Genomic DNA, 19,670 nt, shown 5'->3' with positions numbered 1-19,670 from the left:
CAACAAAGAAGTGAAGTAGTTACCTAAGGCTAAACGACTTTCAAGAACATTGAGTAGTCACAAAAAAACACTCGGTGAAAACCTTAAAAAAACAAGATAAAAACAGCTATAAATTACAGATAAAATATTTTTTAAGTTGCTTCTAATCAACAACTTACATAGAAAAACAATCACTCAGAAACCCAACTTTAACCTGGCTATAACGTATATATAAGAGAACACTAAATAGTTATATTTATGACAAAATTTAAGAGAAACCACACTGAGTCTTCATTGATTACTTCTACCGCTTACGATCCGTTGAGCCAAGTGCTTGAAGTAGTATTTTGCAAAGGAGGTATTTACGAATATGCCGATGTGTCAGAACAGGAATTTGCCAACCTCCAAAACTCTAAATCGGTGGGAGTTTTCTTTAATGGTAACATTCGTAACAGGAAAGAAGAACATTACAAAAAAGTGCGGAATTAGCAAGGGTTATTTTCGATACATTCATCTAAAATAGTGATAACAGAACAAACACTTGTCCATTGGGCAGTGTTTGTTTTGGCTTTAGAGCAAAAAAAATCATCTCTTCATGCTTTTTCTTTTTATACTTTATATTGAATATTTAAGCGTCATTTTCTTTCAGAAACTCAATATTGTATTCTAATTGCACTCGATTTTGAACGATTTTACTAAAAACTTAGGACATTTTTTTGATTTCAGCAAATTTAGATTTTAGTTTAAAATTTGATAATTCAATACAGTATGTTGTTGAGTTACAACTAATAAACATAATTTATCAAACAATAACCTGTGGGTAAAATGGCAAAGACACTTTGGGGCATAGATATGGGCGGTACCAAGATAGAACTTGCAGTGCTCAAATCTGCCGACGATCCAGAAGTAATCATACGTAAGCGCATACCTACCGAAAGCGAGCAAGGCTATGAACACGTAATTACTCGAATTGGCAAACTGGTAAACGATGTAGCTGAGGAACTGGGGCAAAAGCCTGAGACAATAGGCATGGGTACACCCGGTATTATAGATCCTGAGTCGCAAACATTAAAAAACAGCAACACGGTAAGCCTCAATGGTAAACCTTTTGCCAAAGACCTGGAACAAACCCTACAAATACCTATGGTAATGGCCAATGATGCCAACTGTTTTGCTATAGCCGAAGCCAACATGGGAGCAGTACAACAACACCTGCCTGATGCCAATACTGTTTTTGGGGTAATTATGGGCACAGGAGTAGGTGGTGGCATTGTAGTCAATCGCCAGGTGCTGACCGGGCGACACGGCATTGCTGGAGAATGGGGGCATAATTTTCTGGATGAATCGGGCGGCAAATGTTACTGTGGTCGTGTAGGCTGCGTAGAAACAATGATTTCAGGTCCTGCCTCTGAGCGTTATTATGCTAAGGTAGCCGGGCAAAAAAAGCCGATGGTAGATATTGTACAAGCGCACAAAGAAGGTACAGATCAATACGCTACTGAAACAATTCAACGTTTGACCCATTTTTTTGGTAAAGCCATTGCCAATGTGATCAATATATTAGATCCTGACGCGATAGTACTGGGGGGTGGCTTGGGCAATATAGAGGCACTTTACAGCGAAGGGGTAGAGGCAGTCAAACCTTACCTTTTTAATCATAGACTAGACACGCTTTTCTTAAAGCCTGCCCTGGGCGATAGTGCCGGAGTATTTGGAGCAGCCATGCTTACGGTAAAATAACACACTCTACACAACATCGGGCTGCCAAAGCCCGGTTTTCCTTTGTTAAGGCATTGTTTTTTAAGCACCGAGGCAGAATTAAACATACCTAATGAGTAGGTGTAACAGCCATATTATGAATGAGTGACCCTTACTTGTAGATTATGGCTAATTACTTGCTGCTACTTATACTTAATATTGCCCCGCTAATATTGGTATAAATACCACACTACCACACAGCTAAAAACATTCATTACCTTGCGTTTCAAACACCCAACTCACCCAATAAAATGGGGTGCTTTTTAGGCCAGTAATTTAACTCGTTAAACTTCTACTGCACAAGGATTCCCCACCACAAACAAAAATACCTTAAAACAACAAATCGGTCTTTGGTGGTCATTGTTTTTTTGTCATAGAAACAAAATGTGCCTTTTGGTGAAAAATTTGAGGGAAAATATGCACCAAGAGTTTGAAAAACAGGTAAAAAAAATTTTTTTAGGTAAAAATGCTTGTTAATCAAGCCATAACACTTATTTTTAGTAAAATATTTCGTGTAAGTTATCGTCCAAACATACGGGAATTACAATCTGTAATAACCTCCATATGGGTTTGCCCGTAGTAAAATATAACTCAACATGATAATTTTCGAAGTTGCATATTATTTTGTAATATTACACTAAGAAATCAAATTGTAAACTTATTTTATAAACTTAAAACCGCACGTATATATGGGGATTTTTGGTAGAATATCCGATATTTTCAAAGCCAATGTAAACGATGCCCTCGATAAAGCAGAAGATCCTTCAAAGATGATCAAGCTGATGGTAGTAGAGATGCAAGAATCTATTGCTAAAGCAACCTCTGCGCTGGCTACGGCAATGGCACAAGAAAAGAAAATGGAGCGTTCTTATAAACAACACGCAACTGCTGCTCAAAACTGGGAGCAAAAAGCAATGCAAGCTTTGAGTGCTGGTAACGAAGACCTTGCACGTAAAGCACTTGCCAAAAAAGCAGATGCTGAAGGACAAGCCAACCAATACAAAGGAATGTATGACCAGGCAACTACAACAACAAGCAAGCTGAAAGGTCAGGTAGATACCCTAAAGGCAAAATTGAATGAGGCTAAAATGAAAGAAAGTACTTTGTTGGCAAGACAAGAAGCTGCGGATGCTCAAAAGAAAATTGCCAAGCAAGTAGGTAGCTTCGATGCAAGCAGCACTTTCTCTAAATTTGACAAGTTTGAAGAAAAAATCTTAAAAGCAGAAGCAGAAGCAGAAGCTTTCACTGAGCTTTCTGGCGACGGTTCTGCCTCATTGAACGATGAGTTTAAACAATTAGAACAAAGCTCTGCTGTAGACGACGATTTGGCAAAACTAAGAGCCAAGTTGAACCAAGGCGGAGTTTAATTTAGCGGGATTCTACTGTAATACTCCAAAAACCCTTACACTTCATAAAGTGTAAGGGTTTTTTGTACCCCAAAGCTATTGCAGCTCTATGGCAAGTACCAAAATATCGTCGCGTTGCTCGGTGCCTGCCTTGTATTTTTCTACCAACCCATTCAATAGTGTATATTGCTCATCTATGCTTTTGTCAACACACTGGTCGATAAAAGATTTGAGGCGTTTTGTACCAAAGCTTTTGCGGCTTTTGGCGCCCATAGCCATATCAGTAAGCCCGTCAGTGGTCAGGTATACTCTATCTCCCTGGTCTAACACTACTTTTTGTAGAGAAAAACTTCGATGCTCTTCTTTTTGCGTTCCTCCAATCGACTTTCTATCACCTGCCACTACTATCAGCTCACGTTGGTGCAAACAAAACAAGTCGCGTTTTGCTCCTGCAAACAACACCTCAGTTTTTCCTCCTTCTAACTTTTCCAAGCGACAAAGGCATATATCCATCCCATCATTATTACCAGAATGTGCCTGTTTTAAATCAGCACGAATGGTTTGATGTAAAGTTTCTAAGATTTGTGAGGGAGCATACACTGCTTTTTCATTTACAATCTCGTTAAGCAAAGTATTGCCAATCATACTCATAAAAGCTCCTGGCACTCCGTGTCCGGTACAGTCTACTACCGCCAGAAAGGTATATTGTTTTTTGGTTTGGTATACAAAGCGGGCAATGGCAGTATTGGACGGCTGTTCAAGGGTAACTTGACTACACCAGTAAAAATCGCCTGAGACAATGTCTTTGGGTCTAAATAACACAAAATAGTCTTTAAAAAACTGTTGAAGCGCTTGTTCGGTGGGCAAAATAGCATCCTGAATATTACGGGCATACTCTATACTTTTGGTAATTTGTTGGTTTTGAAGCTTCAATACTCTTTCTTTCTCTTTAAGACGTCTGCCTGCTTTTTCCAAAATAGATTTATTGGTTTGCAAGCGTTTTTCTTTGACCCTTATAATTTTGTCTTTTTCGTGAATAGCTTCTTGCTGCTGGTGAATGGTTTGTTGTTGCGTGTGTACCTGTTGTTGCAAATCGCTGTTTTGCTGACTATAAAGCAAGCGCTCCTGTACCTGTTGCTGCTTAAACAATGCGCCCGAAAAAAACATCAATACCAGCATAAGGGGTATTTCATAGTAATGCACTTGGGCAATCATATTAACAATAAAAATACTGACCCAAATTAAAAAGCCCAAGGCAAAAAGTGTATACGCTGTTTTTTTTCCTGACAAAAATTTCCACAGATGCAACCCTATCAGTAAAGTAGCCCCGGTAATAAATACTATAGAAATATACTGAGAGTAAAAATCAAGAAAATGGGCGGAGGCTGCTAGTATATAGGTAGCTATGGATGCCCAAAACATGTAATCATGCCATCGTTTGGTAGTTGCAGGCTTTAGAAAATGTAACCCAAACAACAAAAAAATGGGCACTACCAACATTGTAAATAACCCCAGGTCGTGCGCGTATGCCCTGGGGTTATAAAATAAATGAATAAGTTCGTTGGGTTGACCAAGACTCACTGCAATTGCTGCTGCAAACCCAACAAGCTTCAAGTGCAACCTCTGAGACAAGTTCGCCAGGAAAGACATTAGATGATAGGCTGCCAATAACAATGGAAAGGCTATATAACTGCTTTTTTCTAAAGGAGCATAAGACATTGCCATCACAGGCTGAAACCCGGCAACGCCGATTAATACAAAAATGAGGGTATATACTTTAAGTTTTTTATATAAAAAAATAATGCTCCACATATTATCAAATCACAACCTTCAGGCAATCACTATTATGTACTAAAAGACGAATAAGTAATATTGACATCAAAAATGAAAGAATCCAAGTATTTTTGCTTTTTTGTGATGAAGACCAAAGCACCCAGTATACCAAACAATTACAACCACATGGTTTTACCAATGAATAATTACTGGCGGTTGGTGCTGTACTCAAAGTTATAAGACTATAATTTATTACGATGTTAGAAGTTAAAAATATAAGCAAGTCTTACCAAAATAAAATAATCTTAGACAAGATAAGTTTTCAACTTACTCAAAATAAGATCTTAAGCATTTTAGGCAAATCAGGGAGCGGCAAAACTACTTTATTAAAAGTACTTGCCGGGCTAGAAACCCCTGATCAGGGGCAGGTACTGGTTGATAATCAAATAATGAACAAAGTACCAGCACACCAACGAAAAATAGTATACTTATACCAGGAAAGTCTGCTTTTTCCGCATTTGAATGTGTTCGACAATGTAGCTTTTGGCTTAAGACTGCAAAAACACAGGGGCAAATCTCAAAAAGAAGCCATTCAACAAAAAACAGAGGGATTACTAGAGGCACTAGGGCTTGCCAATGAAGCGCATAAAATGCCTTATGAAATATCGGGTGGGCAAAAACAAAGAGTATCGTTTGGGCGTGCCTTGATCATCAAACCTCGATTGCTATTACTCGATGAGCCTTTTGGCAACCTGGACCCTGATACCCGCCAACAAATGCAGCAATTATTAAAGTCTATGATTGCCCAATATCAAATCACAGGGCTATTCGTCACCCATGACATCAAAGAAGCCTTATTAATGGGCAACCAAGTAGCTTTGATGCAGCAGGGTTGCTTACACACCTTTAGCTCTATGGAGGAGTTTATAGCCAACAAACAAACTGGGGCTCAGGCTGAGATGGAGTTCTGGAAAAACTTGCAAGGATAACGTTTCATAATTGTCTATTGTAATTCCTGTTTTGTCGGTGATGCTTCACAAAATAGCAACGCCCCCAAATTAAGTACAGAGGCCAGGACTATGAAGCAACCTTGAAACCTGTCTAGCCTAAGTGAAAATGAAGTTGGTCAAATAATTACTTTCAATATACTTATTTCAGAGTTTTCACGAATTACTTGTTTTGCCTGGCATTCAACAAAATAAAAAACATTCGATCAGGGTCATCAGGGTTGAGGCGTAGCTGGCCGGTAAGGGTGATTTTTTTACTGGTAAATTTTATCGGTTTTTGGGTATTTACTTCTATAATAGACTCAGGACCAGCTCCTCCACAAAAAAAACAAACTTTGATAGGGTAATAGGATAGCATAAAGTATTGATGCTCCTTGGCTTCATCCAGCGGATACATGTACCCACTGATAGTCACTGTTTTACGATCAAGTGCCTTATGTTTGGCTTCAAATTTGGGTATATACTTATTGTCTTTAAAATGGTATTTTACCTTTAATAAAATTTTCCATATATCATTATTGAAGCCTGTTACACTAATAAATGATGTAAACAACACCAACGATAATAACGTAATAAATGAAGTTTTAAGGTGCATAAAAATATTTTGTTTTAAATAGTGAAATAGCTTTATAACTTTAAACAAAGGCGAATCTTAAAGGTATGATATACTATTTTTTTGCATTTTTTGTTATTTTTATAGGTAAAACTCCTATCGTTTTACAAGGTTGTTTACCTATACAAATGAGAGTTTAATCGAAAAAAACGAACATATTTAATATAATGACTGTTTTTAATTTATGAAGTTTTAGTGATCAAATCTAAACAATTAACCCTTCGAACAGCAAGTAACACATTGATTAGTTTTCCCAAAGTAAGAACATTTACAACAATTTGAAGCCTGTAATGAACAACAAAATATTGAAAAACAAAGATATAGTTATATTTCTTGTTGTCATGCTATTTTCCTGTACTACTGCCTGGAGTCAAAAGGGTCCTGGTGGAGTAAGCACAGAGTCAGGAGGAGATAGCGACAACAAGGTTTGGCTTAAGGCAGATGGCATTATCAACGGTTCATCTACCCCAACCGACAATACACTAGTACAAACCTGGCAAGACGAATCGCTCAGCGTGATTGCCAACAACCCCTACCAAAACAACGCCGGGCAACGCCCTCTACTACGGACTTTGGCTGGGCAAGGTATCAACAACCGCCCGGTAATTAAGTTTAACGGGCTCAATCAACGCTTATTGTTCAATACCTCAAACGACATTAATGGCAATGGTCCTTATGACGAACGAACCACTTATATAGTTTTTCGTACAGGAAGCAATGTCAATACCCGCCAAATGATTTATGAGCAAGGAGGTAATGTTCGAGGGTTGAACATTTACATCGAGAATGGCAACCTTATCATGGGGGTTTACAATCAAGTAACATCTGATGGTCCTTATGATGGGTGGCAATACCAATACATTTCCACATCAGTATCTGCCAATACTCCTTATATTATTACCCACGTATACGATGCTACCAATGCGGGACCTGACCCAAACGACCCTACTACTTACACTGGAACAATTACTGGGTATTTAAATGGGGTACAGTTTGGTACTACTTCAGGGCTGGGGCTGTTATACACTCACCCCGACACCCCAGGTATGGGGGCAGTAAATGGACAAACTGTACTGACTAATAACCTCGCTGACACCACCCCAGCTTACCTAAATGGCGACATTGCTGAAATGATTCAGTATGAGCGGGTGTTGAATGATGCTGAACGAACAATTGTAGAAAACTACTTGGGAGCCAAGTATATAGCCAACCCTATAGGCGATGATAAATATGAGTATCAGTTGCGCTATGGCTACAATGTAATAGGCGTAGGACGCGAAACTGCTGGCAACGAACACACCACCAGTCAGGGACAAAATATATTTGAAATAAAAGTAAATAGTGCCAATCTGGCCGATGGTGACTATTTATTTGTTGGGCATAACGACCAAGCAATTACAGCCTGGACAGCCAGTGGAGCACCCAATGCCGGAGTAAACTCAAGGGTATTGGAAAGAAGCTGGAGGTTTGACCATACCAATGACGTGGGTAGTACTGACATTACCGTAGATGCAAGCCTATTGCCTGCATTGACCGCCGGATATACAAAATATGTACTATTGCTTGACAAAAGTGGCGGGGTGATTCCCAACTACCAAAGTTCGTCTACTGAAGTAGTCGAATTGGTCAATACCTCAGGCACACTGTATCAGGCCACCGGACTCACTATTCCTAAAGGTACTTTTGCCACTATAGGTGAGGTGATTCCTACTGTAGAGTTTGTAGAAGCTGAATCATATAAGTTTGAAACCAACACTCCTTCAAATAGTGTCACTGCACAGCTGAACTATACACCAGCCTCCCCTGTTACTATCAACTATCAGGTAACAGGTGGTACTGCTACCAATGGTGGGGTTGACTATACACTGGCTACTTCAGGTACTATTACTTTTGCTGCTGGGCAGCATACAAACAGTGTGACCTTGGTAACCAACGATGACGCTATTTCAGAAAGCACAGAAACAGTATTATTGAGTATTCCTTCGGTAGTAACTGCCGGAATAACTATTGGTGCACAAAACACGCATACCTTTAATATTTACGACAACGATGCCCCTCCTAAGTTTAATTTTGCTACCAGCACCTCGGTTTTTGCTGAAGATGCCGGAACAGTGTCTGTGCGTATTTCACGTACTGGCTCTACTTCAGGGGCGGCGTCTGTTGACTACCGCTTGAGGGCTTCGGGAGGGGCAGGAACATCTACCGAAGGTATTGACTATACTTTTACTGCAGGTACGGCTAACTTTGCCGATGGAGTAGCCTTTGTCGATATTGCAGTCAACCTGCTCACTGATGGTACAGATGAAGATGATGAGACACTTATTTTAGAGCTGCATAACCCCAGCGTAGGAACTAACCTACAAACGCCCATAGAACATACCATCACTATTACAGATATTGACCCTACGCCCATCGCATCGTTTGAACTAAGCACTCAAACCAATGATGAGAGTGTGTCTCTACCAGTAATTAATGTGAATTTATCGGTGCCTTCGGCCAAAGTAGTGACAGTTGATTACCAGATAGATATGGCTTCAAGTACCGCCACATCTTCATTAGATTATTCGCTTGCTACCACCGGAACCATCACATTTTTGCCGGGTGAAACTACTGCTTCGCTTGCTATTACAGCTTTTATTGTAGATGATAGTGAGGTAGAGCCTAACGAAACTATCGTGATGGAGTTACAAAACCCGGCAAATTCTACTATAGACGCTGCCAGAGATCAACATATTTATATTATAGAAGAAAATGACCCCTTTGGGTATTTGGCTGCTGCGGGGGTAGGAGAGCGAAGCTTTAACGTGTTTTGGCTACAAGCCGATAAACTTGTTGGGTATACCGATACTTTTACAGATAGCTCGCCCAACAATAACCCGGCAACTCAGACAAACGCTGCCAACCAACCTACGCTCCAAAGCAATGTGATTAATTCGATGCCTGCCCTACAGTTTGATGGTGACGACTATATGACATTTGACAATGACGAATCTATCAATGCCCCTTCGGGTTCTCCTAATTACCACGAACGAAAGATCATATTTTTGGTGATACGTACTGGATCGAATGTTGTTAATCGCCAAACTATTTTTGAACAAGGTGGGGGCACTCGTGGATTAAGTTTTTATATAGATAATAACGAACTTTATTTTCACGGCTGGAACAATGCCAATGATGATGGAGGATTGACTACTCCCTGGGGGGCAGACGGGGGCGGTGCACCTGCCAAATTCGTAAAAGGAGGCATTACTGCCAATACCAATTACATTGTAGCTTTGTTTTATGACCACCTTAACGATAAAATGGAAGGTTTTATTAATGGAACCAGCATTGGCTCTACTACAGGGGTTGGCCGTCTATTTTCTCATAGTGCGGCCTCTTTAGGAGGGATTGATGGTGGTACTCGTTACCACGACAACGCTGCACCAGGAGGTCGTGATGAATTTACTGGGCACATTGCCGAGGTAATCTACTACAACGACCAGGCACTCAACGAAGCACGCCGCCGCATTATTGAAAACTACCTTTCGGCAAAATATAGCATTGCAATTACTAATCAATATTATACTTTTTCGGGTACACACAACGGAGATGTAATAGGTATAGGTCAAACCAGTTTTGACAGCAACCACGCCGACTCACAAGGTGAGGGGGTACTACGTGTTCGTCAGCCTTCGTCGCTCAATAATGGTGACTTTGTAATGGTGGGACACAATAACCTGGCAATGAACGAAGCAGACGGAATGGATATTCCTTCGACAGCGTTTAGCCGCCTGAAACGTACCTGGAAGGTAGGAGCAGCTGGTAGCGTGGGAACAGTTACGCTGGATTTTGACATGAGTAATAATCAAATAAGTAATGCTGATGACGTGATTTTGTTAAAAGATAGTAACAGTGATGGTAGTTTTAGCGACGAAAATATAATGACTGGATTTGTAGCTGCAGCTTATGATGGTTCTACTAAAATACTCACTTTTGAAAATGTAAGCTTAAACAATGGTGACGAGTTTACTGTGGTTTCTTTACGTTCAACCTCTCCCCTACCCGTAAGCCTGGTGTCGTTTACCGCCAAAACCACCCACCAACAAAAAGTAGGGCTACAGTGGACTACTATTCAAGAGAAAGACAATGACTATTTTGCTATAGAGCGCTCTATCGATGGAATTACTTTTGAGGAAATAGGGCGAGTAAAGGGGCTTGGAAACTCTACCACTCCTTACCACTACCAATGGATAGACCAAGCTCCCAAAACAGGGCTAAACTATTACCGCCTCAAGCAAGTAGATTTTGACGGTACCAGTACTTATTCGCAGTGGGCGTCAGCATTGGTAGCGCAAAGCAAGCAACCACAGGTACGACTGTTCCCTAACCCTACGGCAAACTGGGCTTTTGTTACTTTACCTTCTGACAATACCCTACTTGATGCTAAAGCAGCAGATGCTCAAGGAAAAGTAATCGCTGCTCAGTTAAAAATTGTCCGCCAAAACAATGGTAACTATGGCATTGATCTGCAAACCTTGCCTCAAGGTATATACATCATTACTTTGCGTGCCAGTGCACAGGTATACACTTTGAGGATACTGAAAATATAAGCGCAATTATTTTTCTGTCATATTTCAGAAAGGTTAGGCAGCTATTTTAACCCGCTTTCTAACCTTTCCTTTTGTTTGAGTGTTCTATTACCAATACTCCGCAGTGATTTTAGTCAAAGTTGTTTGCTGTTTAACTTTGTTGAGCTCGCCAGAGGCTCGGTTATCAGTCATTGATGAATTTAAAAACTATTTAATTGGGTGTTTAGGCATAAAACCGAAACACTTTTAAAAATAAAGTGAGTACGCAATCTTAATATAAAATACTGGTTTACAGCATTTAACAAGGTGAACATTTACTCGAATCAGCTATGGACTATCGACTAAATACTATGGACTATTGATTACCACTTATTCGCTTTAATGATGAGCATCTTTGCCATATTTTTTCAATGCCTGTGCACTGTTAGCTTAGGTACTTGTAGCAGTCCCTTGCCTATGTTTTTGCCAGCAAGTGGGTCTATATTGCTTACATCATAAGGCTTGCCGTAAGCAGGGTTAAGGTTAAACATAATAATATCAAAAGTATACGCCTTGTCGCTCAGGGCTTTGTACCAATGTACATTGTCTTTTTGGTCAGAGATAGAGGTAGCTACCCCAGCCTTACTTATTTGATGAATACTGGGTTTAATAATCATTTCACGGATATTCTCCTGTATCTTGTCATAATGCTTCACTTCAAAACTTCCCTTCAGAATTAAGTGTGCCGAACTCATGTTGTTGTGCCCATGTGGAATGATTGCCCTGCCTTTGGTCATACCAAATACTTTTTTGGTAAACACTGTATGAGTAGGTACTCCCGCTAGTCTTGGAAAACGCACCCTGCCCGTAGTAACCCCCAAGTCGGGGTATTTCATCTGACGCGCCAAGCGTTCAAAATCAATCCATTTTAATAAATCTTCCAAGCTAATTTTCTGCAACAACTCTTCTACCTTTTGTTGCCACAATACCTGCGAAAGTTGCCTTGTTTTCAGGTCACGACAAATGCTGTTCAATTCTTTTACCCAATGTAAAGTAATGGGTTTTATTTTTGCCCAAACAGATCTTGGGTAATGAAAGTATCGAGAAAGACAAAGCTCACCAAGCCTTTCGAAAACTTTTGGTTAAATGTTCTTCGGTTCATAGTCTTACAAATAGTAAAGGAGATCAAACAAAAGCTTATATTTGCGGTTCACCTGTTTAAAACAAAGATACACTTTATGCAAGAAACGTTGGATCAATTGTCGTTAAATAAATGGGCAGAGGTAGTAACTGTTGTGCCTGACAAGCTGACCCCTATCTTGACTGATATGGGCTTGTACCCTGGCAAAAAAGTAAAGATATTGTTCAAGGCTCCTTTGGGCGATCCCATAGCCATTGATGTAGAAGGTTATACCCTGTCGCTTAGACTCAAAGAAGCCGCCCTTGTGCAGGTAAAACCCTGTTAACTCAACAAAGGATGCCCCCTTATGGTGAGCATCCTTTGCTGTACTAGCTGATCGTTGGTGAACTATTACTTGCCCACCATTGCTTTTACTGTTTCCATAGTTACCTCGTCAAACTTCAACACTTTTGCACCTTTGTGCTCTTTCTTAAAGTCATCGGCTGCCGCTTTGTCCTTCAAAGGCACCAAATCGTGCCCCATAGGACCTAATATATCACTTCCGGTTACATAATAAGCTGTTTTACCATCTATTGGCTTAGTATTATAATATTCTACTACTTTTATTGCTTGAATTTCTTTAGGCGCTTTTGCTTTATCCAAAGTACTTATAAACATACAACGAGGTGAACAATACCAAATATCTCCTGCTTTGGCAGTTACTTTTACTTTCCATTTAGGAAATTCAGCCGAAGGCATTCCACAATGAAGACAATCGGCAGCTGCTTTGCCTTTGCTATGATTGTGGGTAGTACCATCTTTGTGCTTATGGGACTCATCGCCTTTGGCGTGGCTATGTTCTGTACCCTCTTCGTGCTTGTGCTTACCCTCTTTTTTGTCTAATTCTCCACCACAAGCTACTAAAAATAAGGCAGTTATAACATATAAAAAATATTTTTTCATTCGTTTTTTGTTTTAGTTTATTTGAATGGCAGCAAAATTAATGGATTTTATTTGATTAGCTAAAAATTTGCCGCAGATACCCACACCTTACCTTTTCTCTACCAAACTGAGCAACTGCCGATACCAAGTTTCATTGATACTAAAAGTGGCTTCTAATACAGTTTGTTTAAAATTAGCTGAAAAAACTAAGCCTCTGAACTTTATTCGTATAATCTCGAAAACCACTCAATACTACACTCATCCATACTGCTTAAAAAAGGTCAGTTTGAGTGATGCTTCTGCCCCCATGCGTTTCTTAAAGTTGATCAGGCCATGATTGGGCAGGCTAAACTCTGTAGAAATACCTAAATCAAATAATTTGTAACCCTGTTGTTGCCCATAGGCATACATGCTCGCCAACAAAGCCACCATAGGACTCGCGGACAAATACCCGGCATCGTCGGCTGGCAAAAAATAATATAAAACATCAGCATTCACCCTCACTCCAGTAGCCAAAGCAATTACCCGCTGTTGGTGGCACAAGGTAAATAAGGTGAAGTTTTGCGGAAACTGAACGTATAAATGCTGAAATGCTTCTAAAGATAATGATATCGGAAACCCTTTGCGTTGCCTGCACTGGCTAATAAAACGATGCACAAAGTCAAAATCAGGGGTAGTCCATACCTCAAATTTGTACCCTAATGTCTCACACTTACGCAAGCGACGCTTTTCTGAAAGGTGCATACGGTTGCTTAGTGGGGTAGCATTTATATTGATATGGTAGTTTAAGTTATGCTCAATAATACGAAACCCCTGCTGTAGCCAAAGATATTGCAACACTTGGGCGTTTTCGGGATGGTAACAGTGGGCATAAAGTTTAATCTGTATTGAGTCAACAGCCTTTTTCTGTAAATACCCCTCTACAGTTTGCCAAAAAAACTGTAACACCTCCAGCCTAAGTTCAGGGGCAAACTCTATTCCGCCAAAAGGAGCCTGTCCAGGGCTATAACCTGCTTTATGCTGTACAAACAAATGAAAAGTAGCCTCTAGGCATTGTTTTTTGGTATGCAACAAAAAAAACGATATTTGCTCCCCTTTTTGCTGTTGGTTCAAGTGTGGCACAGTATTATACAAGTAAGTCGGGTAGTGGTGTTGATACTGTGAGGTATGTACAGGGTTGATCAATACTTCATAATTTTTCATAAATACGTCATTATAGCTAAACATTGAGGCAGTTGAAAGGTTTTTAACAAGAGCGTTCATAAGCACATGTTTCAAGTTTACTCTTTGGGCGTAAAACGGGACTTCGAATGTTGAACTTCGTGACGAAAATGCTTATTTAATGGGGCTAAACTCCATTTTTCGTGACTGATTCAAATCTCAATTTTATCTGTTTCCACTCGAAACAAAAACTTTAACCCATACTCTAAACAATACAAAATACTCCACACTATTGATTATACACGCAAAATAAGGTATGCAAACCCTTCATTAAAATTAATCCTCTGGCATTAGGCATTATTCTTTAACTTTGCCCGCTTAATTTATTTTTAATATGATCAGTCTACTACTTGGCATTTTGTTTTCTGTGATGCTTTTCATCGCATTTCGTTCTTTCAAAACACTCAAAATTAACACACTACAAGCCGTAGTTATCAACTATTACGTTTGTGTGATTACAGGGTGGTTTGCCTTTGGAGAATCGTCGCAGCTTTCGCTGATCTCTTTGAGCAATCCCTGGTTTATTTACGCGCTTATATTAGGGGTAGCATTTATGCTGGTGTTTTACCTCATTGCCATTACCACCCAAATAGTAAGTGTAACTGCAGGTTCATTGGCCACCAAGATTTCATTGGTTATACCAGTGATGGCAAGCTTATTCATCTTTCAAACCCAACAAAAAACATTTAACTGGATCAACTACTCAGGCATTGCGCTTGCCTTGGTAGCCATAGTGCTGAGTACCCTCAAAAAAGAAAAAAAAGATGTGCAAATACACTCACGTAGCACCCGAAATTTTTTATTAACCCTGGCTGTATTTGTTTGTGCCGGACTGATAGACACCACCCTCAACTACCTTAACTTGCACTACATCAAACCTGCATCCAGTGCTTTTTTCCTGGTAATATTGTTTGGTACTGCGGGCATAGCAGGCAGTATAATCGCGGGCTACCGAATAGCCACTGGCAAAGACCGTCTCCAGAACCGTAACCTGGTGGGGGGCTTGTACCTGGGTATTCCTAACTTTTTTTCGGTGTATTTTTTACTCGATGCTCTCTCTGCTTTTGGCAACGATGGCGCCTTTTTGTTTCCTGTATTTAACATAGGTATCATCGTATGCTCTTCTGTTGCTGCCATCATTATATTCAAAGAGCGCCTGTCACGCCTCAACCAATTGGGCATAGTACTGGCAGTACTGGCCATATTTTTTATTGCCTATCAAGAGGTATTGCAATATCTGACAACCTCAAGTAACTGATTTTTACGCAACCATACCAACATTTAAGCACACGATATACCAAATCTTTATACCTTTGCCTATCATAAGATGGTTCAAATATGATCAAAAAACTTTTTTTTATTCTCTTATTGTTATTAGGGGCTGGCTCAGTTCAGGCGCAAAACCTTCTCGCTGATAAAGCCCAACAACAAACCATGCTTAAGGCACTTCAACGGATTTATAACTGGGAATTTGCTCAAGCAAACCAAACCATAGCAAGCCTACCCTCAAGCTACAGCAATCACCCCTCCTATTACTTGCTCAAAGCGTTGGTGCTTCACTGGCAATACCTGCCCCTGGAAAAAAATCACCCACAGTTTGTCACATACGAAAAGCTGCTCAACCACTGTGCTAAATTGTCTGAGGCACGCCTCAAAGCCAACAAAAAAGATGTGGAGGGTGTTTTTTTCAAACTAATGGCGTATGGGCTTAAGGCACTTGCCGAGGTAGAAACGGGTTCGTTGCGTAGTGCTGTAAGTCACGGACGGCGGGCGTATCGAGCCATAAAACAAGGGTTTAAAAAAACCGATGACTTCAGTGAATTCCATTTCTCTACTGGCCTGTATAGGTATTACGCCAAGCAATTCCCCCAAAGTCGTCCTATTATCAAACCCTTTATGGTGTTTTTTCCTTCGGGCGATAAAAACAAAGGATTGGCACATTTGCGCACCGCTACGCAAAAAGCCTTGTTTACCCGCCAGGAATCCTGGGTTTTTCTGGGCGATATTTATCTTAAATATGAAGCTAATATTTACCAGGCATCGCTTGCTTTTGCTCACCTGACAAACACCTTCCCTAAAAACCCATTTTTTGCCCTTAAATACGCCGAATGTTTGGTACACTTGGAACGCTACTACGAAGCCCAAAACTATTTTGCCAGATTTAAATTACAATCTTTGCCGATTTACCAGGTGGGCAGTCTTACCCTAGAGGGGATGATCGCCGAAAAGCTACAAAAAAATGATAAGCAAGCACAAATGCTTTACCAACAAGCTATTCACATCAAAGGATTTGACCAACGCTACAGCCGTGACTATAGAGCACTGGCAAAAGCAGGGCTGGCACGTATTGCTGCCAAAAAAACAGACAAAAAAAGCCAAAAAATGGCTAAAGAACTGTATAAACAAGCCCGCAAGCATACCGAGTACGAATGGCTAAAAAAAGTGATTAAAAAAGCATTGAAGGCACTTTAGGTTGTTTGAGTGCTGGGTGATGCCTGATACTCATTCCTTGTTACGGTTCAACATAAAAGAAAAATAATGAAAGATACTTACCAAATGATTACGGCTCCATCGGAGGGATTTTTTAAAGATCGAGGAAGCAAGTTTTTTGCGTTTGCCTATCCAGTACACACCGAAGAGGAAATAAAATCTTGCCAGGATGAGCTAAGAAAAAAGTACTACGATGCCCGTCACCATTGCTATGCTTTTGTGTTGGGTGCCCACCAACAGGCATTTCGCGCCAGCGACGATGGAGAACCTAAACACTCGGCGGGCGACCCTATTTTAGGGCAAATACGCTCGTTTGACCTCACCAATGTTTTGGTGGTAGTTGTGCGCTATTTTGGCGGAACCAAACTAGGCGTAAGCGGATTGATCAACGCCTATAAAACTGCCGCAGCTGAAGCACTGGAAGCCGCCAAAGTGGAAGAGAAATTAATGACACAAAATATCAGCATTCAGTTTGAGTATGACCAAATGAACCTGGTCATGAAAATGATTAAAGACTATGCACTAGAGATTGTGACACAAGAGCAAGCCATGAACTGTACAATGACCCTTGCCATTCGTAATAAATTGTTTGAAGAGGTGGCTACCACATTTGGCAAAATGCATCCGCTTAAGGTATTAGAAGGTGGCGTAGAGTAAGGTATTCCCTTGTTTTTTTACTGACGATAAATCGTGTACAGGTTACAAAATTATACCCTCAAAAATATTTTTTTAACATTTTTCAAATTCAATAAAGTATTGAAAATCAAATCATTACAAGCAAACAACTTCTAAATAAAGCGTTTTTTTTATTTTTTGTATAAAAATTTAACATCTGTTCTTGCATTTAAATAAACAACCTCTTACCTTTGCAGAGCATTTGACAAAAATGCCCGATGGTGTAACTGGCAACACGTCTGATTTTGGTTCAGAAGAGTCTAGGTTCGAGCCCTAGTCGGGCAACAAAACATAAATTTTTCAAATGCAACTTGCCCGATGGTGTAACTGGCAACACGTCTGATTTTGGTTCAGAAGAGTCTAGGTTCGAGCCCTAGTCGGGCAACAGAAAGCCACTCAAATTCTTAGATTTGGGTGGCTTTTTTTATTCCTCCTGCTCTCAAATAAAGCTATAAAATCACCCCATTTACAAAATACATACTCTAGAAAATCCGCTCACAAAAAAAAACACTTTATTCTCTACATAGAGTTTGACACTTTGCTAAAAACATAAACCCTGTTGATGGGTTAATTAGTGCACTGGGAACTAAATTCCTGCTACATTATTCGGAGTCTTTAGCTCGCTGACTTTACTTAAAAAAATTTGCGTAGCTCCGGTTCCGATATGCATCGGAATTGTAAACTAACTCTGCGCGATTTTTGAAGTGCGTCAGAAAACAAAACTCATCCCAAATAAGAGGGCATTTACTTAATGTTTAAGGTACTAGCACAACAACACAACCTGTTCATTTGGTAAAATTTTGTTACTTTTTTTGTTTATATGTTTTTACTTTTAATGTAACTACATATATTTGTATCGTATTTAAAACGAAACCAAATTTAAAAACCTCATAAAAATGAATACTTCAAGATTTTTAACATTCGCATTGGTACTTTCTGTTGCCTTCTTGTTTGTAAGATGCAGCGAATCGCCTAAGAGTGATAAAGCAAAAACCGGAGACGCCAAAAAAGTAGACACAACAGCAGTGACTAACGCTACTACTATGAATGTAGACCAGGCAAGCAGTAAAGTTACCTGGGTGGGCACCAAACTGGTAGATAAGCACAATGGAGCTTTTGGCCTCAAAAGTGGCTCAGTTGCCATAAAAGAGGGAAAGTTAACAGGAGGAAGCTTTATTATTGATATTAAAAGCCTGAAAGTATTAGATATTCCCGCTGATGAAGAGGGCAACGGTAAACTGGTGACACACTTGCTAAGCAAAGACTTTTTTGCGGCAGACAAATTTCCTGAGAGTACATTTGAAATAGTATCAGTAGAAGACTACAAGGAAGAAAATAACAAAGACCGGGAAAATTTAGACAAGAAGTACACACTAGCAAACCCTACGCACATGATTACTGGCAACCTTGAGCTTAAAGGAGTAAAGAAAAGCATTACTTTTCCGGCTAAAGTTGCTATAGATGGTGACAAAGTAACTGCTGAAGCCAAGTTTAATATTAACCGTAAAGATTGGGGAATGAACTATCACGCTGATGAGTCGTTGAAAGATAAGTTTATCCGCCCTACTGTACATATAGGCTTCAATGTATCAGCTAAGAAATAATGTATAATCACTCATAGTTTTATTTTTTTAGTAAAAAGCCTCAATAAATAATTGAGGCTTTTTTTATATGATTACGAACGATTTACCCACTCTTTGCTTGCTACAATATAGTAGCCATGGTATACTTCTTCGTCTTGTTGTTTGCTCAGTCCTTTGTACAATGTTTTACGGTTGCCATACTTAGGGTTAATGTCACCGTGGTTGAGTTCTAACTCTGGCATTTCTCTGCTTACTTGCTGCCCTTGAAACTCTATGCCCAGATTGGTCACTGCAATGCCAGTAAAGTTTTCGGCGGTTGCTTTGGCTAACCACGCAATCAATAACGATTTTTCGAGATTTTCTACGTCGCACTCTGCTGACGACACATTGCACACTAAAAAGCCCTCTACCGCTTGTTTCAGTCGATTATTTTTTTCTGTTTTTATTTCAAATTTTATTTTTTTGCTTTGGCCTTCAGTAGCCTCCGAAGTCAAATGTATCTCTATATTAGTATCAATGTATACAGGTCTTTTAAATGCCACATCAAACTCCATAATGCTCAGGTTGTGACCATACAACTCTACCAAAGCCGAAAATACCAAGCCCGATAATA

Annotated in this window: 16 protein-coding genes and 2 tRNA genes; 12 read left to right on the top strand and 6 right to left on the bottom strand. The window is 39.9% G+C overall.

Translation table 11 applies throughout. The annotated features are described in order from the left end of the window. Positions 1-237 precede the first annotated feature (237 nt). From M23134_RS25495 to M23134_RS25485, 3 genes are all read left to right on the top strand, one after another. A complete protein-coding gene (locus M23134_RS25495) occupies positions 238-468 on the top strand; it encodes a KTSC domain-containing protein (protein WP_002701112.1) in 231 nt (76 codons plus the stop codon). A 336-nt stretch (positions 469-804) separates the two neighbouring features. Continuing rightward, positions 805-1,719 carry an ROK family protein gene (locus tag M23134_RS25490; RefSeq protein ID WP_002701097.1) on the top strand — a complete coding sequence of 305 codons (915 nt, stop codon included), beginning with the start codon at positions 805-807 and terminating at the stop codon, positions 1,717-1,719. A gap of 707 nt (positions 1,720-2,426) precedes the next feature. Continuing rightward, positions 2,427-3,104, top strand: coding sequence for a PspA/IM30 family protein (locus M23134_RS25485; RefSeq protein WP_002701093.1), 678 nt, complete (start codon positions 2,427-2,429; stop codon positions 3,102-3,104). A 75-nt stretch (positions 3,105-3,179) separates the two neighbouring features. Here M23134_RS25485 and M23134_RS25480 read toward each other — a convergent pair whose 3' ends face one another. Further along, positions 3,180-4,895 (bottom strand): PP2C family protein-serine/threonine phosphatase, encoded by a 1,716-nt coding sequence (locus tag M23134_RS25480; protein WP_002701091.1) that lies wholly within the window; start codon positions 4,893-4,895, stop codon positions 3,180-3,182. Positions 4,896-5,113: 218 nt separating this feature from the next. On the opposite strand from M23134_RS25480, the gene M23134_RS25475 reads away from it, so the two are divergent. Then, on the top strand, positions 5,114-5,845 hold the full coding sequence (locus M23134_RS25475; protein ID WP_002701089.1) for an ABC transporter ATP-binding protein: 732 nt from the start codon (positions 5,114-5,116) through the stop codon (positions 5,843-5,845). A gap of 181 nt (positions 5,846-6,026) precedes the next feature. Here the strand turns inward: M23134_RS25475 and M23134_RS25470 are convergent, their stop codons facing one another. After that, positions 6,027-6,458, bottom strand: a complete 432-nt coding sequence (locus tag M23134_RS25470; RefSeq protein ID WP_002701088.1) for a hypothetical protein — start codon at positions 6,456-6,458, stop codon at positions 6,027-6,029. A gap of 308 nt (positions 6,459-6,766) precedes the next feature. Here M23134_RS25470 and M23134_RS25465 point away from each other — a divergent pair, with 308 nt between their 5' ends. Next, the gene (locus tag M23134_RS25465) at positions 6,767-11,068 is read left to right on the top strand and encodes a Calx-beta domain-containing protein (RefSeq protein ID WP_002701087.1); all 4,302 of its coding nucleotides are present in this window, start codon (positions 6,767-6,769) and stop codon (positions 11,066-11,068) included. 386 nt (positions 11,069-11,454) lie between these two features. On the opposite strand, the gene M23134_RS25460 is transcribed toward M23134_RS25465, so the two are convergent. Then, a complete protein-coding gene (locus M23134_RS25460; protein ID WP_002701086.1) occupies positions 11,455-12,060 on the bottom strand; it encodes a hypothetical protein in 606 nt (201 codons plus the stop codon). Between the two features lie 204 nt (positions 12,061-12,264). On the opposite strand from M23134_RS25460, the gene M23134_RS25455 reads away from it, so the two are divergent. Further along, complete coding sequence (locus M23134_RS25455) at positions 12,265-12,492, top strand: FeoA family protein (RefSeq protein WP_002701085.1); 228 nt, start codon at positions 12,265-12,267, stop codon at positions 12,490-12,492. 65 nt (positions 12,493-12,557) lie between these two features. Here M23134_RS25455 and M23134_RS38885 read toward each other — a convergent pair whose 3' ends face one another. Together M23134_RS38885 and M23134_RS25445 are read right to left on the bottom strand one after the other, a co-directional pair. Continuing rightward, complete coding sequence (locus M23134_RS38885; protein ID WP_002701078.1) at positions 12,558-13,109, bottom strand: nitrous oxide reductase accessory protein NosL; 552 nt, start codon at positions 13,107-13,109, stop codon at positions 12,558-12,560. Positions 13,110-13,346: 237 nt separating this feature from the next. Then, positions 13,347-14,291, bottom strand: coding sequence for a GNAT family N-acetyltransferase (locus tag M23134_RS25445; protein ID WP_157558641.1), 945 nt, complete (start codon positions 14,289-14,291; stop codon positions 13,347-13,349). A 352-nt stretch (positions 14,292-14,643) separates the two neighbouring features. On the opposite strand from M23134_RS25445, the gene M23134_RS25440 reads away from it, so the two are divergent. From M23134_RS25440 to M23134_RS25415, 6 genes are all read left to right on the top strand, one after another. After that, positions 14,644-15,567, top strand: a complete 924-nt coding sequence (locus tag M23134_RS25440) for a hypothetical protein (protein ID WP_002701073.1) — start codon at positions 14,644-14,646, stop codon at positions 15,565-15,567. 80 nt (positions 15,568-15,647) lie between these two features. Further along, positions 15,648-16,781 (top strand): hypothetical protein, encoded by a 1,134-nt coding sequence (locus M23134_RS25435; RefSeq protein ID WP_002701071.1) that lies wholly within the window; start codon positions 15,648-15,650, stop codon positions 16,779-16,781. A 66-nt stretch (positions 16,782-16,847) separates the two neighbouring features. Next, positions 16,848-17,456, top strand: a complete 609-nt coding sequence (locus tag M23134_RS25430) for an IMPACT family protein (RefSeq protein ID WP_002701069.1) — start codon at positions 16,848-16,850, stop codon at positions 17,454-17,456. 230 nt (positions 17,457-17,686) lie between these two features. After that, positions 17,687-17,759, top strand: a tRNA-Gln gene (locus M23134_RS25425). Between the two features lie 27 nt (positions 17,760-17,786). After that, positions 17,787-17,859 (top strand) — tRNA-Gln (locus M23134_RS25420). A gap of 511 nt (positions 17,860-18,370) precedes the next feature. Next, positions 18,371-19,078, top strand: a complete 708-nt coding sequence (locus M23134_RS25415; protein WP_045114331.1) for a YceI family protein — start codon at positions 18,371-18,373, stop codon at positions 19,076-19,078. A gap of 71 nt (positions 19,079-19,149) precedes the next feature. Here M23134_RS25415 and M23134_RS25410 read toward each other — a convergent pair. After that, positions 19,150-19,670, bottom strand: a 521-nt coding sequence (locus M23134_RS25410) for a hypothetical protein (RefSeq protein WP_045114330.1), incomplete at its 5' end; no start/stop codon positions are given.

Origin of the sequence: Microscilla marina ATCC 23134 (genome assembly GCF_000169175.1) — a bacterium.
GTDB classification, from domain to species: domain Bacteria; phylum Bacteroidota; class Bacteroidia; order Cytophagales; family Microscillaceae; genus Microscilla; species Microscilla marina.
This window is presented reverse-complemented; position numbering and strand designations above follow the sequence as displayed.